Origin of the sequence: Halomonas shengliensis (assembly GCF_900104135.1) — a bacterium.
Classification (GTDB): domain Bacteria; phylum Pseudomonadota; class Gammaproteobacteria; order Pseudomonadales; family Halomonadaceae; genus Halomonas; species Halomonas shengliensis.
In genome coordinates this window covers 213220-226634 of record NZ_FNIV01000003.1, presented here as the reverse complement: position 1 = coordinate 226634, position 13415 = coordinate 213220, and the positions used below count along the sequence as shown (strand labels likewise).

Genomic DNA, 13415 nt, shown 5'->3' with positions numbered 1-13415 from the left:
CACGCCCTTCTGTCTGCGACTCGCGGGGATGCTCCCGGCGCCACCTCACGGCCGCAGGGCCTCGAGGCGGGCGCTCAGCGCGAGCTGGCTACGGCGCAGCTCGCCGGCCTCGGCCTCGAGGGCGGCCAGGCGCGAGCGCAGGGCATCCCGATCCTGGCGGCTATCTTCCCGCGCCTCGTCGACGCCTTCAACCGCCTCGTCCAGGGCGGCAAGGCGCCGCTCGAGGGCATCGCGGGCCTCCTCGCCCGCCTCGCGGGTGGCCGCCAGGCGTGACTCGAGGGCTGCCAGCGACTCGCGCAGCCCCTCCAGAGCCGCGGCGTCCCCGCCGTTGGCGGCATCCAGGCGCGCCATGCGCTCCTCGAGCGCGGCGCGCCCCTCCTCGCCGGCACGCTCCAGGGCGTCGAGGGAGTCCTGGAAGGCGGCGAGCATGGCCTCGCGGGTGGCGGCGGCCTCCCCCATGCGGCTGAGGCGGCCCTCCAGTCGCTCGATGCCGGCTCCCAGCTCATCGAGACCGGCGGCGAGGTCCTCCTCGAGCACCGCGAAGCGCCGCTCCTGGGTCGCGTTCTCCTCGCCCAGTGCCGCGACGCGCTGCTCGAGTTCCTGGAGGGCGTCGCCCTCGCCCAGCGCCGTGTCGAAGCGGGCATGGACATTGGAGAGCTCGCCGCCGAGGCGCGCCACCTCCGCCGACAGGCGTTGTCGCTCCTGCCAGCCGAACCAGCCGGCCGCCCCCAGCCCGGCGGTGAGCAGCAGCACCAGCAGCCACAGCGGCCACACCGTCGGCGGCTCGGGATAGCGGTGGCGCTGTGCCGTCAGGCTGGCCTCCGGGTCCGGGACGATCGGTCCGGCGTAGCGGCGCGGATCCTGGCGCTCTGCCATGGGGCGACTCCTTGTAGGGCCTGGGCGGGGAACGGATGCCGGGATGGCGGTCGCCTGCTATCATGCCGCGGCGCCTGGCGACCTGCATCCCGATGCGGCCGTCAGTGTAAGGGGTTTCTCGGCCCCGGCGCACGGGCGAGATGCCAACGCAGCCCTCGCCGTCCATCGCCGCCCCTCGATCAGGAAGCCAGATGTCCCTCGAACTGCCCGCCCTGCCCTACGATATCAAGGCCCTCGAGCCGTACCTCTCGCGCGAGACGGTGCGCCGCCGCCATGGCCGCCTGCAGCGCCGGTGCGTCGCGCGTCTCGCCGCCCTGGCGGCCGGTACCCCCTGGGCCGACGCCTCCCCCGAGGCCATCGCCCGTGGTGCCGAGGGCGAGCTGGCCCGCGAGGCCGCCCGCGCCTGGGCCCTGACCTTCCACTGGCACAGCCTCGCGCCTCGCCAGGGTGCGCCGAGCGAGGCGCTGGAGGCCGCCATCGTGGCCGCCTTCGGTGACCCTGAGGGGCTGTATCGCGCCCTCGACGACGCCAGCGCGCCGCTGCGCGGTGTGGGGGGTTGGGGTTGGCTGGTGGCCCGGGGCGAGGGGCGGGAACTGGCGGTGCTCGCCACCGCCGAGGGCGAGCTGCCCCTGGCGCCGGGAGTGATCCCGCTGCTGGTCCACTACGTGGCACCCGAGGCCGAGGAGGCCGCGGCGGGGCTGGCGGCCTTCCGGGCCCTGGCCAACTGGCGCTTCGCCGCCGCCAACCTGGCCGGCCCCGCCCTGCCGGCCTAGTTGGCGTTCAGGGGTCGGCGCGACGCCCGATACCGCGATAGGTGAGCCCCTGGGCGGAGACCCAGGCCGGGTCGTAGATGTTGCGCCCGTCCAGTACCAGGCGCTCGGAGAGCGCCTCGGCCAGGCGCGCCCAGTCGGGGTTCCAGTAGGTCTTCCATTCGGTGACCAGCATCAGGGCGTCGGCGCCCCGACACGCCTCCAGGGGGTCGCCATCGAAGGTCTCGAGCAGCGGATGCTCGCCCACCTCCTGGCGCAGCGCCGGCAGCGCCGCGGGGTCATGCAGGCGCACCCGCACCCCCTGCGCCCACAGCGCCCGCAGCAGCGGCAGCACCGGCGCCTGGTCGATCCGCGCCGTGCCGGGCTTGAAGGCCGCCCCCCAGATCGCCACGCAGCGCCCCTCCAGGCGGCCATGGAGGTGGTGCCACAGCTTGCGGAACAGGGTCTCCTTCTTGTGCTCGTTGATGTCGAGCACCTGTTCCAGCAGCGCCGAGCGGCGTCCGCTGGCGGACTGCACGTCGGCCAGGCGCATCAGGTCCCGGGAGAAGTTGGGGCCGCCGAAGCCACAGCCGGGGTAGAGGTACTCGTAGCCTATGCGCGGGTCCGAGCCCATGCCCAGGCGCACGTGCTCCACGTCGACCCCCAGGCTGTCGGCCAGGCCGGCGACCTCGTTCATGTAGCTGATGCGGGTGGCGAGCATGCCGTTGATGGCCAGCTTGGTGAGCTCGGCGGCACGCCGCGGCATGCGCTGGATCACCTCCTGGCGGCGATTGAAGGCGCGCAGCAGCTCGCGCACCCGGGCCTCGGCCTCGGTGTCGTCGCAGCCCAGCAGCCAGCGGCTGGGCCGCGTGAAGGTCTCCCAGGCGCGCCCCTCCTCGATCAGGTCCGCCAGGGCCACGGCCCGGGCATGGCCCCCCAGGCGCGCCTCGAGCCGCTCGGTCTCGCCCACCGGGAAGGTGGAGTGGTTGACCAGCAGGCGCAGCCCCTCGGCGTTGACCAGCGCCGCGAACAAGGCCTCGAGCCCGTCACGCTGCTGCGGGGAGAGCGACAGCCAGACCACCTCCTGGGGGGTTGACACGGCGTCCCGGGTGTCAGCCGCCAGGCGCAGGTCGCCGGCGGCCAGGGCACTCTCGAGCCGCTCGAGGAGTCCCGGTTCGCGCACCAGCCACTCCGCCTGGCGCAGGGTCTCCCAGGGCTGGTCGGGATGCGGCAGCCAGGTGACGCTGTGGCCGACCCAGGAGAGGGCGGCGGCCGCCGCCGTCGCCGAGAGCTCGCTGCCGTGGATCAGTACGCGCATGCTCACGCCTCCCCGGCGTAGCGGGACAGCAGCTCGCGGAAGCCCTGGCCGTAGCGGGGGTGGCGCTGCCCGTAGGCGAGGATCGCCTCGAGGTAGCCGAGCTGGTGGCCGCAGTCGAAGGTCTTGCCGCGCATGCGGTAGGCATCGACCCCCTCCTGGCGGCGCAGGGTCTCGATGGCGTCGGTGAGCTGGATCTCGTCGCCGGCGCCGGGCGGCGTCTCGGCGAGCAGCGGGAAGATGCGTCCGGGCAGGGCATAGCGACCGATCACCGCCAGGTCGGAGGGGGCCTCCTCCACCGCGGGCTTCTCCACCACCCCCACCAGGGGACGGGACTCGCCGGGCCCCGGCGCGTCGCCGCCGGTATCCACGATGCCGTACTTGTGGGTCATCTCGTGGGGCACCTCCTCGACCATCAGCTGGGCACGGCCGGTGCGTTCGAAGGCCTCAAGCATGCCGGCGAGGTCGTTGCGCGCAAGCCCCTCGTCGTCCACCAGCACATCGGGCAGCAGCACCGCGAAGGGCTCGTCGTCGCCTACCACCGGGCGGGCGCAGAGCACGGCGTGGCCCAGGCCCAGGGGCTCGGACTGGCGCACGCTGATGATGTTGACGTCCTCCGGGACGATGGCGCGCAGCTCCTCCAGGAGCTCGTGCTTGCCCTTGGCCTCGAGGCTCGCCTCCAGTTCGAAGTGCTTGTCGAAGTGGTTCTCGATGGCGCCCTTGCTGCCATGGGTGACCAGCACGATGTCGCGGATGCCGGCGGCCACCGCCTCCTGGACCACGTACTGGATCACCGGGCGGTCGACGATGGTGATCATCTCCTTGGGAATCGCCTTGGAGGCCGGCAGGCAGCGGGTGCCGAAACCGGCGACGGGAAGCACGGCCTTGCGAATCATGATGAAGTCCTTGTCGATCTCTCAGCGTCAGTGGATGGCGCCGCGGGTCGCGGCGCCCCTTCCCGGGGAAGTGGCCAGGACAGGTGGCATGGGAATGCCTCCCCGAGAACGGGTATCATGGGCATGATACCGGACGCGACCCGGGCTGCCACTGTGTCGACCCGACGACGGCGACTGTCGCGTCAGGCCAACAACCGGGCCAGGGGCCGCACCATGCAGCAGTCCCGCACCATGAATCAGCAACGGAGAGCGCAGATGGGCGCAACATCGACCTCAGCGGACAACGTGGATCCCGGCGAGATCGCCAAGTTCGAGGCCCTGGCCGGCCGCTGGTGGGACCGCGAGGGGGAGTTCAAGCCGCTCCACGACATCAACCCGCTGCGCCTGGACTTCATCGACGCCCGGGCGGGGCTCGCCGAGCGCCGGGTTCTGGACGTGGGCTGCGGCGGCGGCATCCTGGCCGAGGGCATGGCCCACCGCGGGGCCGAGGTGACCGGCATCGACCTGGGTGAGGCGCCGCTGGGGGTGGCCCGCCTGCACGCCGAGGAGAGCGGGCTTGCCATCGACTATCGGCGGGTCAGCGTCGAGGCGCTGGCCGAGCAGGCCCCGGGAAGCTTCGACGTGGTCACCTGCCTGGAGATGCTCGAGCATGTCCCGGACCCGGCCTCGGTGGTCCGCGCCTGCGCGAGCCTGGTGAAGCCCGGCGGGCAGGTGTTCTTCTCGACCCTCAATCGCAATCCCAAGGCCCTGGCGCTGGGCGTGGTGGCCGCCGAGTACCTGCTGCGACTGGTGCCCCGGGGCACCCACGACTACAAGCGCTTCATCCGTCCGGCGGAGCTGGCCGGCTGGTGTCGCCAGGCGGGCCTCGCGGTGCGCGAGCAGAGCGGCCTGGTCTACAACCCGCTGACGCGGCGCTACCGGCTCCACCCCAGCGATGTCTCGGTCAACTACCTGATGCACTGCCGGCGGGACGCCTCGTGACCGCCCTCACGCGACCCGCTGCCCTGCTCTTCGACCTCGACGGGGCCCTGGTGGACACCGCCCCGGACCTGGCCCGGGCCACCAACGCCCTGCGCGCCCACCACGGGCTCTCCGCCCTGCCCTACCCGGTGATCCGCGCCCAGGTCTCCAACGGCGGCAGCGCCCTGGTCGAGCTCGCCCTGGGGCTGGCCCGGGAGGCACCGGGCCACGACGAGGCCCGCACCTTCCTGCTCGCCGCCTACGGCGAGGCGGTGGCGGCGGAGAGCCGGGTGTTCCCCTCGCTCGCCCCGCTGCTCGAGGCCTGGGAGGCCGCCGGCGCGCCCTGGGGCATCGTCACCAACAAGCCCCGCGCCTATGCCGCGCCCCTGGTGGAGGCCCTGGCCCTCAGCCCCGGTGCCCTGCTGTGCGCCGACGACCTGCCCGTCAAGAAGCCCGACCCGGCGCCGCTCCACGAGGCGGCGCGACGCCTCGGGGTAAGCCCGCAGGCGTGCTGGTACATTGGCGACCATCTGCGCGACATCCAGGCGGCCCGTGCCGCCGGCATGGCGGCCGTGGCGGTGGGCTGGGGGTATACCGAGACGGCGGATGACTATCGTCGCTGGCCCGCCGATCTCTGGTTCGAGACCGGCGAGGCGCTGGCGGCGGCGCTGGGTTGAGAAAGCACAAAAGCGGCGGCGGTGACAGACCTGTCACCGCCGCCGCTCGCGTCATCGCCTTGGGTCAGGCCTTTGGCGGCTGGGCGTCGAAGCGCTCGCCGTTGTGGCCGCGGCTCTCCGGCCCCATCAGCCACAGGTAGGTGGGCATGATCTCCTCGGGGGTGCGCAGCGTCATCTCGTTCTCCCCGGGATAGGCTGTCTTGCGCATGGCGGTGCGTGTCGCGCCGGGGTTGAGGCTGTTGACGCGGATGCTGCCGAGGTGCTCGAGCTCGTCGGCGAGCAGCTCCATGAAGCCCTCGGTGGCGAACTTGGAGACCGAGTAGGCGCCCCAGTAGGCCCGGCCCCGCCGCCCCACGCTGGAGGAGGTGAAGATCACCGAGGCGTCCGGCGAGCTCTTGAGCAGCGGCAGCAGCGCCTGGGTCATCCAGATCGGGCCGTTAATGTTGACCTGCATCACCTGCTCCCACAGCTCCGGGTTGTACTGCTCGAAGGGCATGATGCGCCCCAGCAGGCCGGCGTTGTGGAGGATGCCGTCGAGACGGCCGAACTCCCGGTCCAGGGTCTCGGCCATGTCGTAGTAGTCCTTGAGCGTCGCCCCCTCGAAGTTGAGCGGAAAGATCGCCGGCTGCGCCCCGCCGGCGGCCTCGATCTCGTCGTACACCGCCTCCAGCTTGGCGATGGTGCGGCCCAGCAGGATCACCGTGGCCCCATGACGGGCATAGGCCAGGGCCGCCGCCCGGCCGATGCCGTCGCCGGCCCCGGTGACCAGGATCACGCGGTCGGCGAGCAGCCCCTCGGGTGCCTGGTAGTCGATCTTGCAGGTGGTCATGGACTCTCCTCGATGATCAGTTGCCGGCCTGGCGCAGGAAGTCGCCGGCCAGCCCCGCCGCGGTGCTCTCGGGGTACTCCTGGCGCACCCGCTCGAGCAGCTCGCGGCCGGCCTCCGGCTCGCCCTGGCGCGCCTTGAGCAGGCCCAGCTTGTAGAGGGCGTCCGGCACCTTGCTGCTCTCCGGGTACGCCTCGAGCACGGTGGTGAAGGCGGCCTCGGCGGGTGCCAGGCGCCCTTCCGCGGCGTGCAGCTCGCCCAGCCAGTAGTGGGCGTTGGGGGTCAGCCGGCTGTCAGGGTGGTCGCCGACAAAGGCCTCGAAGGCGGCGATCGCGCGGTCGAACTCGCGGGCCTGGACATGGCCGAAGGCCTGCTGGTAGGCCTCCTGGACGCCGGCGTCGACGGCATTCGGCGCCGGCGCCTCGGCCACCTGGCGGGCGGCCTCCTCGTCCACGGCCTGCTCGGCCGGCGCGGTCATGCCGGCCGATGCCGAGGCCAGGCGATCCTCGAGGTCGAGGTACTGCTGGCGGGTCTGGCTGCGCAGCTGCTCGAGCTGGTGGCGCAGCTCCTCGACCTGGCCACGCAGGCGGCGCAGCTCCTCCTGGTGCTGCTGCACCTGGTTGAAGATCACCAGGTTGCCGCCGGCCGACTCGCGGGTATCCGTCTGCTGGTAGAACGAGCTGGGCTGCGCGGTGAGGTCCTCCACCACCGGCTGCTGGGCCAGGGCGGGTAGCCATACGGCGAGCGGGAGCACCAGGGCTCCCGCGCCGCACAGTCCTTTCAGACCGTGTCTCATGTGTCTCTCCCTCGTCGCTTGGGGTCGCCTCAGTAGGCGAACACGACACGACGGTTCTGGGCGTAGGCCTCTTCGTTCTGGCCGCGGGCGGCGGGACGCTCCTCACCGTAGCTCACCACCTCGACCTGGGAGGGGGAGACGCCCTGCACGGAGAGGAACTGCTCCACCGCATTGGCACGACGCTCGCCCAGCGCCAGGTTGTACTCGCGGGTACCGCGCTCGTCGGTATGCCCCTGGAGCACCACGCTGGCATTGCCGTTCTCGCGCAGGAAGCGGGCGTTGGCGGCCAGCACTGACTCGAACTCGGGGCGGATCACGTCGCTGTCGAAGGCGAAGTAGATGGTGCGCTGCTGGGGGATGCGGCCGTCGGCCTGCTGGCCGGCGGTGCCGCCATAGCCGGAGCCGCTGGCCTGGCCACCGCTCACCCCGCTGCTGCTGGCGCCGGAGCCGGCGACGCCGCCATCCATGCTGCCGTCCTGGGTGCCGCCGGTGCTGGAGCAGCCGGCCACCAGGGCCAGCGAGAAGGCGATCGCCAGGGAACGGGCGTAGGGCTTGAATTGCATCTCTTGCACTCCTGAAAGATCAGTTCAGAAAAGGTGACCACGCGGGCTCGCGCACATCACCCCGAGCCGAGGGCAGGCGGAAGGACGCGCGCCCATCGGCGGTGACGGCCCCCAGCACCCCGCTGTTACCCTGCTGGGTGGCGAAGAGTACCATGGTGCCGTTGGGGGCAACACTGGGCGACTCGTCCCAGCGTGAATCGCTCAGCGTGACCAGGCGGCCGCTATCCAGGTCCTGGCGCGCGACCTGATAGCCGCGATCCGAGCGGTGGATCAGGAACAGCGACTCGCCGTCGGGAGAGAAGCGGCCGCGGGCATTGTAGTTGCCGGTGAAGGTGAGGCGCTTCTGCTCGCCGCTGCCGAGGTCGTGGCGATAGAGCTGGGGGCCGCCGCTGCGGTCCGAGGTGAACACCAGGCTGCGCCCGTCCGGCGCCCAGGAGGGCTCGGTGTCGATGGCCGAGTCGCGGGTGAGGCGCTGCAGGTTGCGCGAGGCGATATCCATCACGTAGATATCGGGCTGGCCATCCTTGGAGAGCGACATGGCGAGCCGACGGCCATCCGGCGACCAGGCCGGGGCGCTGTTGAGGCCCTGGAAGTCGGTGAGCCGCGCCCGCTTGCCGGAGCCGAGCTCCTGCACATAGATGGCCGGCCGCTCGGTCTCGAAGGAGACGTAGGCGAGCTTGCCGCCGTCCGGCGACCAGCTGGGCGAGAGGATCGGCTCCCGCGAGCTCAGCACCTGCTGGCTGTTGTGGCCGTCGGCGTCCGCCACGTAGAGGGCGAACTGCATGTCGTCGCCCACCCCCTGGGAGGTGACGTAGGCGATGCGGGTCGAGAAGGCGCCGCGGATGTCGGTGATCGCCTCGAACACCTGATCGCTGATGTAGTGGGCGGCACCGCGCAGCCCGCCGGCATCGGCGGTGACCACCTCACCCAGCATGCGCTGCTCGCCGCTCACGTCGAGCAGCTCATAGCGCAGCCGGTAGCCGTCGCCCTCGCGTTCGGCGCTGCCCACCACCAGGTAGCGCGTATCGAGGGCCTGCCAGTCGCCGAAGCGGACCTGCTCGCTCTCGCTGGGCTGGTCCATCATCTGGCGGCGTGGCAGCGGCTCGAAGTAGCCGCTGCGCTCGAGGTCGTCGTGCACCACCTGGGCGACATCCTCGGGCAGCCCCTCGCCGCCGGCGAAGGGCACCACGGCGATGGGGGTCGCGCTCTCGTTGCCGCGGGTGATCTCGATGGTCAGGTTGGCCTGGGCAAGCTGGCTCGCCAGCAGCAGGGCGGCGGTCAGCCAGGCGGTCATCATGGCTTTCATCAGCGGACGTCTCCCGGTGTGAAACGCAGGTTGAATTGACGGTAGTCGCGTTGGACGCCGGCTGGCAACTGTCGCAGTTCGGCGAACGGCGCGGCGGCCTCCACGGCCTGGAGGGCTGAGCGGTCGAAGGCACCGTCGCCGCTGGCACGGCGCACCTCGGCAGCGAACAGCTCGCCGGAGGGGCCCAGGCGCACGGCGATCTCGACGCTGGTGCCGGCGGCGACGTTGGGCGGGATGCGCCACGCCTGCTCCACCGCACGCCTGACCAGGGCGATGAAGTCGTTGGCCGCCTGCTGCCCCTGCTGCGCATTGGCGACACGCTCCTCGGCGCCCTCGATCAGCCGCTGCATCTCTGCCTCGGCCTGCTCGCGGGCGAGCCGAGCCGCCTCGGCCTCCTCCTGGAGACGGCGCTCGGCTTCGGCCTCCTCCTGGCGGCGACGTTCGGCCTCGGCCTCCTCCTGGCGACGGCGTTCGGCTTCGGCCTCCTCCTGGCGACGGCGTTCGGCTTCGGCCTCCTCCTGGCGACGGCGTTCGGCTTCGGCCTCCTGCTGGCGGCGACGTTCGGCCTCGGCCTCCTCCTGGCGGCGACGCTCCGCCTCGGCCTCCTCCTGGCGGCGACGCTCCGCCTCGGCTTCCTGCTGGCGGCGGCGTTCGGCTTCGGCTTCCGCGGCCTGGCGCTGCTCCTCGGCCTGCTCGCGCTGGTGAGCCTCGGCCTCGGCCTGCTCCGCGCGGCGGGCCGCCTCGGCCGCCGCCTCCTCGGCCGCGCGACGCGACGCCTCCTCCGCCTCGGCGGCCGCCTCACGCTCGGCCTGGGCCTGGCGCTCGGCGTCACGGGCGGCGGCCTCCGCCTCCTGGCGGGCCTGCTCCTCGGCCTGGCGTGCCTCCTCCGCCTGACGGGCCATGGCACGCTGGCGGGCCTCCTCGGCGCGCTGGGCCTGGTCGGTCACGGTCTCGGTGCTGACCAGGGTCGCCTGGACGATGGAGGAACTCTGCGGTGGGGGCTCCCGGGCGGGCAGGCTGATCACGCTGACCAGCAGCACCAGGGCGTGGAGCCCGACCGCCAGCAGCGTCGGCAGCCCGTAGCCGACCCGCTCGTGTCGTCTGGCCATGGCGACGCTACTCCTCCCCGCTCGGCGGCTCGGAGATCAGGCCCACTTTGGCCACCCCGGCGGTCTGCAGCGTGCCCATCAGGCTGACCACCTTGCCGTAGGGCACGTTGCGGTCGCCGCGCACCATCACCGGTGTGTCGGGGTTGCGCTCGCGCAGGATGATCACCCGCTCGGCGAGCTCGTCGAGGCCGAGCTCCAGCGGATCGTCGTTGCCGAGCTCCAGGTAGAAGCGTCCGTCGCGATCCACCGAGACGATCACCGGGTCCTCCTGCTCCTCGACGTCGATGGGCTCCGAGGTCACCTGGGGCAGGTCTACCTGGACCCCCTGGGTCAGCATGGGGGCGGTGATCATGAAGATCACCAGCAGCACCAGCATGACGTCGATGAAGGGCACCACGTTGATCTCGCCCATGGGCTTGCGCCCACCCCCGCGATGAAAGGGACCGTGCATGGCGAAACCTCCCTCAGGCGCCGGCGGCGTCGCCGCGGCCCTGCAGGTTGCGGTGCAGGATGGAGTGGAACTCCTCGGCGAAGTCCTCGTACTTGCCGAGCAGGCGGCCGGACTCCGAGGAGAGGCGGTTGTAGAAGATCACCGCGGGGATCGCCGCGAACAGGCCCATGGCGGTCGCGATCAGGGCCTCGGCGATCCACGGCGCGACGGTGGCCAGCGTCGCCTGCTGGGCCATGGAGAGCGACTGGAAGGAGCCCATGATGCCCCAGACGGTGCCGAACAGGCCGATGTAGGGGCTGGCCGAGGCGACCGTGGCCAGGAACACCAGGTGGCGATTGAGGCGCTCCTCCTCCCGGGACCACGCCACCCGCATGCTGCGCTGGACGCCGTCGAGGATCGCCTGGGGGCTGCGAGTCTTGCTCATCAGGCGATTGAACTCGCGGAAGCCGGCGCGGAAGATGTGCTCGCCCCCCTGGGTCTCCTGCTCCGGGGGCACCTCGCGATAGAGCTCGTTGAGGTCGACCCCGGACCAGAAACGGTCCTCGAAGCGGCGATGGGCCTTGCGCGCCCGGCGCATCACGAAGCTGCGCTGGAAGATCACGACCCAGGAGAGGATCGAGCCCAGCACCAGCAGCAGCATCACCAGCTGCACCACGGTGCTGGCGTTCATGATCAGGTGGGGAATGGACATGGCGTCGTTCACGGGCATCCTCGTCAGACTTGCGATTGGGCAGAAGGGGTGGCCAGACGCTCGGCGAGCGCCGCCGGCCAGGACCGGGGGCGCAGGCGCTCGGCGTCCAGGCAGGCGATGTCGACCCTGGCCTCGCACAGGGGTTCCCCGCGGCGGGTCACCACCTGGCCGAACTGCAGCCGGGCGCGACCCCGTGACAGGACCTCGGCGCTCACCTCGAGCGCGTCGTCCAGCCGGGCGGGCTTGGCATAGCGACACTCCAGGCGGTGTACCACCAGCTGGATGCCCTGCTCGAACAGCTCGCGCTGGGTGATCCCCTGCGCGCGCAGCCATTCGCTGCGGGCCCGCTCCATGTACTTGAGGTAGTTGACGTAGTAGACGATGCCGCCGGCATCGGTGTCCTCGATATAGACCCGCACCGGGTGGCGGAAATCACTCATGGACGCCTCTCCCCCGCCGCGTCCTCGGCGGCCTCCGACGGCGCCAGGCCGAAGTGCTGCCAGGCCTGGCGGGTCACCACCCGGCCGCGGGCGGTGCGCATCATCAGCCCCTGCTGGATCAGGTAGGGCTCGATGACGTCCTCGATGGTGTCGCGCTCCTCGCCGATGGCGGCGGCCAGGGAGTCGACCCCCACCGGGCCACCGTCGAACTTCTCGATCATCGCCAGCAGCAGGCGCCGGTCCATGTGGTCCAGGCCGTGCTGGTCGACGTGAAGCATGTCCAGCGCGCGGTCGGCGATGGCGGCATCGATGCGCCCGCTGCCGCGCACCTCGGCGTAATCGCGCACCCGCCTCAGCAGGCGGTTGGCGATGCGCGGGGTGCCCCGGGAGCGGCGCGCCACCTCCAGCGCCCCGGCCGGGTCGGCCTCGACGCCCATCAGCCGCGCGGAACGGGCGACGATCTCGGTGAGTTCCTCGATGGCGTAGAACTCCAGGCGCTGGACGATCCCGAAGCGGTCGCGCAGCGGCGAGGTGAGCAGTCCCGCGCGGGTGGTGGCGCCCACCAGGGTGAAGGGCGGCAGGTCGAGCTTGATGGAGCGCGCCGCCGGCCCCTCGCCGATCACGATGTCGAGCTGGAAGTCCTCCATGGCCGGGTAGAGGATCTCCTCCACCACCGGCGAGAGGCGATGGATCTCGTCGATGAACAGCACGTCCCCGGGCTCGAGGTTGGTGAGCATGGCGGCGAGGTCGCCGGCACGCTCCAGCACCGGCCCGGAGGTGGACTTGAGCCCGACGCTCATCTCCTCGGCGATGATGTTGGCGAGGGTGGTCTTGCCGAGCCCGGGAGGCCCGAACACCAGGGTGTGGTCGAGGCTCTCGCTACGCCCGCGCGCGGCGCCGATGAAGATCTCCAGCTGCTCGCGTACCCGGGGCTGGCCGATGTAGTCGGACAGTCGCTTGGGGCGGATGGCGCGATCCACGGGCTCCTCCCCCTCGCGGGCATCGGCGGCGATCAGGCGATCGTTCTCGAGCATCGCCCTACCCCGCCATCCGGCGGCTCAGCGCCGCCTTGATCATCGCCTCGGTGCTGCCCGCCTCCTCGAGCCCGGCCAGCATGCGTGCCGCCTCGGCGGGCTTGTAGCCGAGGCTCACCAGGGCGGCCTCGGCGTCGGCCAGCGGGTCCTGGCGCGGTGTCGCAGCACCTCCCGCTTCCAGCCCGGCCAGCGCCGGTTCCAGCGCCTCCCAGTGGGGGAAGCGGTCACGCATCTCGATGATCAGGCGCTCGGCGGTCTTCTTGCCGACGCCGGGCAGTCGGGTCAGCGCCTTGACGTCGTCCTCCATCACGCAGCGCTGAAAGGCCGCCTCGTCCATGCCGGAGAGGATCGCCAGGGCCAGCTTGGGGCCCACGCCATTGACCTTGATCAGGGCGCGGAACAGCGCGCGCTCCTGCTCGCGGGCGAAGCCATAGAGCAGGTGGGCGTCGTCACGCACGGTGAGATGGGTATGCAGGGAGACCGCCTCGCCGACGGCGGGCAGGGCCACCAGGGTGGTCATGGAGGCCTCGAGCTCGTAGCCGACTCCGGCCACGTCCACCACCAGCCAGGGGGGCTGTTTCTCGAGAAGCGTGCCTCGCAGGCGTCCGATCATGGGAAGTCCGTGTCCTTGCCTAGCAGGGGGCGGCAGGTGCCGCCGATGCCGCCACTATACTGGTCGGCCGCGGGGCTGGCCAGTGTGAGGGAACGCCGTTCGAGAACTCGCGA

16 protein-coding genes are annotated in these 13415 nt (G+C 71.7%); 3 read left to right on the top strand and 13 right to left on the bottom strand.

Going from position 1 to position 13415, the window contains the following annotated elements; genetic code table 11:
* Positions 1-45: 45 nt before the first annotated feature.
* Positions 46-876, bottom strand: coding sequence for a hypothetical protein (locus BLP95_RS06060; protein ID WP_089677504.1), 831 nt, complete (start codon positions 874-876; stop codon positions 46-48).
* A gap of 191 nt (positions 877-1067) precedes the next feature.
* On the opposite strand from BLP95_RS06060, the gene BLP95_RS06055 reads away from it, so the two are divergent.
* Complete coding sequence (locus BLP95_RS06055) at positions 1068-1649, top strand: Fe-Mn family superoxide dismutase (RefSeq protein ID WP_176760234.1); 582 nt, start codon at positions 1068-1070, stop codon at positions 1647-1649.
* A 7-nt stretch (positions 1650-1656) separates the two neighbouring features.
* On the opposite strand, the gene BLP95_RS06050 is transcribed toward BLP95_RS06055, so the two are convergent.
* Complete coding sequence (locus BLP95_RS06050; protein WP_089677502.1) at positions 1657-2943, bottom strand: nucleotide sugar dehydrogenase; 1287 nt, start codon at positions 2941-2943, stop codon at positions 1657-1659.
* A 2-nt stretch (positions 2944-2945) separates the two neighbouring features.
* Positions 2946-3836: a UTP--glucose-1-phosphate uridylyltransferase GalU gene (galU, locus tag BLP95_RS06045; protein WP_089677501.1), complete on the bottom strand. Its 891-nt coding sequence runs from the start codon at positions 3834-3836 to the stop codon at positions 2946-2948.
* Positions 3837-4091: 255 nt separating this feature from the next.
* On the opposite strand from galU, the gene ubiG reads away from it, so the two are divergent.
* A complete protein-coding gene (gene ubiG / locus BLP95_RS06040; RefSeq protein ID WP_089677500.1) occupies positions 4092-4817 on the top strand; it encodes a bifunctional 2-polyprenyl-6-hydroxyphenol methylase/3-demethylubiquinol 3-O-methyltransferase UbiG in 726 nt (241 codons plus the stop codon).
* Positions 4814-5473 (top strand): HAD-IA family hydrolase, encoded by a 660-nt coding sequence (locus tag BLP95_RS06035; RefSeq protein WP_089677499.1) that lies wholly within the window; start codon positions 4814-4816, stop codon positions 5471-5473. The genes ubiG and BLP95_RS06035 overlap by 4 nt, the downstream gene beginning before the upstream one ends.
* A 64-nt stretch (positions 5474-5537) precedes the next feature.
* On the opposite strand, the gene BLP95_RS06030 is transcribed toward BLP95_RS06035, so the two are convergent.
* The 10 genes from BLP95_RS06030 to ruvA are packed head-to-tail and all read right to left on the bottom strand — an operon-like array spanning position 5538 to position 13302.
* Positions 5538-6302: a YciK family oxidoreductase gene (locus BLP95_RS06030; RefSeq protein ID WP_089677498.1), complete on the bottom strand. Its 765-nt coding sequence runs from the start codon at positions 6300-6302 to the stop codon at positions 5538-5540.
* Positions 6303-6318: 16 nt separating this feature from the next.
* Positions 6319-7095, bottom strand: coding sequence for a tol-pal system protein YbgF (ybgF, locus tag BLP95_RS06025; RefSeq protein WP_089677497.1), 777 nt, complete (start codon positions 7093-7095; stop codon positions 6319-6321).
* Between the two features lie 29 nt (positions 7096-7124).
* On the bottom strand, positions 7125-7658 hold the full coding sequence (pal, locus tag BLP95_RS06020) for a peptidoglycan-associated lipoprotein Pal (protein ID WP_089677496.1): 534 nt from the start codon (positions 7656-7658) through the stop codon (positions 7125-7127).
* A 19-nt stretch (positions 7659-7677) separates the two neighbouring features.
* On the bottom strand, positions 7678-8964 hold the full coding sequence (gene tolB / locus BLP95_RS06015; RefSeq protein ID WP_089677495.1) for a Tol-Pal system beta propeller repeat protein TolB: 1287 nt from the start codon (positions 8962-8964) through the stop codon (positions 7678-7680).
* A complete protein-coding gene (gene tolA, locus BLP95_RS06010; RefSeq protein ID WP_089677494.1) occupies positions 8964-10073 on the bottom strand; it encodes a cell envelope integrity protein TolA in 1110 nt (369 codons plus the stop codon). The genes tolB and tolA overlap by 1 nt, the downstream gene beginning before the upstream one ends.
* Before the next feature lie 7 nt (positions 10074-10080).
* The gene (gene tolR, locus BLP95_RS06005; protein WP_089677493.1) at positions 10081-10524 is read right to left on the bottom strand and encodes a protein TolR; all 444 of its coding nucleotides are present in this window, start codon (positions 10522-10524) and stop codon (positions 10081-10083) included.
* 13 nt (positions 10525-10537) lie between these two features.
* Positions 10538-11227: a protein TolQ gene (tolQ, locus tag BLP95_RS06000; RefSeq protein ID WP_089677492.1), complete on the bottom strand. Its 690-nt coding sequence runs from the start codon at positions 11225-11227 to the stop codon at positions 10538-10540.
* A gap of 11 nt (positions 11228-11238) precedes the next feature.
* A complete protein-coding gene (ybgC, locus tag BLP95_RS05995; protein ID WP_089677491.1) occupies positions 11239-11655 on the bottom strand; it encodes a tol-pal system-associated acyl-CoA thioesterase in 417 nt (138 codons plus the stop codon).
* On the bottom strand, positions 11652-12689 hold the full coding sequence (gene ruvB / locus BLP95_RS05990; RefSeq protein ID WP_089677490.1) for a Holliday junction branch migration DNA helicase RuvB: 1038 nt from the start codon (positions 12687-12689) through the stop codon (positions 11652-11654). Before ruvB ends, ybgC begins: the two co-directional genes overlap by 4 nt.
* A gap of 4 nt (positions 12690-12693) precedes the next feature.
* Positions 12694-13302, bottom strand: a complete 609-nt coding sequence (gene ruvA / locus BLP95_RS05985; protein ID WP_089677489.1) for a Holliday junction branch migration protein RuvA — start codon at positions 13300-13302, stop codon at positions 12694-12696.
* Positions 13303-13415: the final 113 nt, after the last annotated feature.

What these genes read in the sequence shown, in the direction of transcription:
- BLP95_RS06060 (WP_089677504.1), bottom strand. Translation starts at nt 876, where the DNA reads ATGGCAGAGCGCCAGGATCCGCGCCGCTACGCCGGACCGATCGTCCCG.
- BLP95_RS06055 (WP_176760234.1), top strand. Translation starts at nt 1,068, where the DNA reads ATGTCCCTCGAACTGCCCGCCCTGCCCTACGATATCAAGGCCCTCGAG.
- BLP95_RS06050 (WP_089677502.1), bottom strand. Translation starts at nt 2,943, where the DNA reads ATGCGCGTACTGATCCACGGCAGCGAGCTCTCGGCGACGGCGGCGGCC.
- galU (WP_089677501.1), bottom strand. Translation starts at nt 3,836, where the DNA reads ATGATTCGCAAGGCCGTGCTTCCCGTCGCCGGTTTCGGCACCCGCTGC.
- ubiG (WP_089677500.1), top strand. Translation starts at nt 4,092, where the DNA reads ATGGGCGCAACATCGACCTCAGCGGACAACGTGGATCCCGGCGAGATC.
- BLP95_RS06030 (WP_089677498.1), bottom strand. Translation starts at nt 6,302, where the DNA reads ATGACCACCTGCAAGATCGACTACCAGGCACCCGAGGGGCTGCTCGCC.
- ybgF (WP_089677497.1), bottom strand. Translation starts at nt 7,095, where the DNA reads ATGAGACACGGTCTGAAAGGACTGTGCGGCGCGGGAGCCCTGGTGCTC.
- pal (WP_089677496.1), bottom strand. Translation starts at nt 7,658, where the DNA reads ATGCAATTCAAGCCCTACGCCCGTTCCCTGGCGATCGCCTTCTCGCTG.
- tolB (WP_089677495.1), bottom strand. Translation starts at nt 8,964, where the DNA reads ATGAAAGCCATGATGACCGCCTGGCTGACCGCCGCCCTGCTGCTGGCG.
- tolA (WP_089677494.1), bottom strand. Translation starts at nt 10,073, where the DNA reads ATGGCCAGACGACACGAGCGGGTCGGCTACGGGCTGCCGACGCTGCTG.
- tolR (WP_089677493.1), bottom strand. Translation starts at nt 10,524, where the DNA reads ATGCACGGTCCCTTTCATCGCGGGGGTGGGCGCAAGCCCATGGGCGAG.
- ybgC (WP_089677491.1), bottom strand. Translation starts at nt 11,655, where the DNA reads ATGAGTGATTTCCGCCACCCGGTGCGGGTCTATATCGAGGACACCGAT.
- ruvB (WP_089677490.1), bottom strand. Translation starts at nt 12,689, where the DNA reads ATGCTCGAGAACGATCGCCTGATCGCCGCCGATGCCCGCGAGGGGGAG.
- ruvA (WP_089677489.1), bottom strand. Translation starts at nt 13,302, where the DNA reads ATGATCGGACGCCTGCGAGGCACGCTTCTCGAGAAACAGCCCCCCTGG.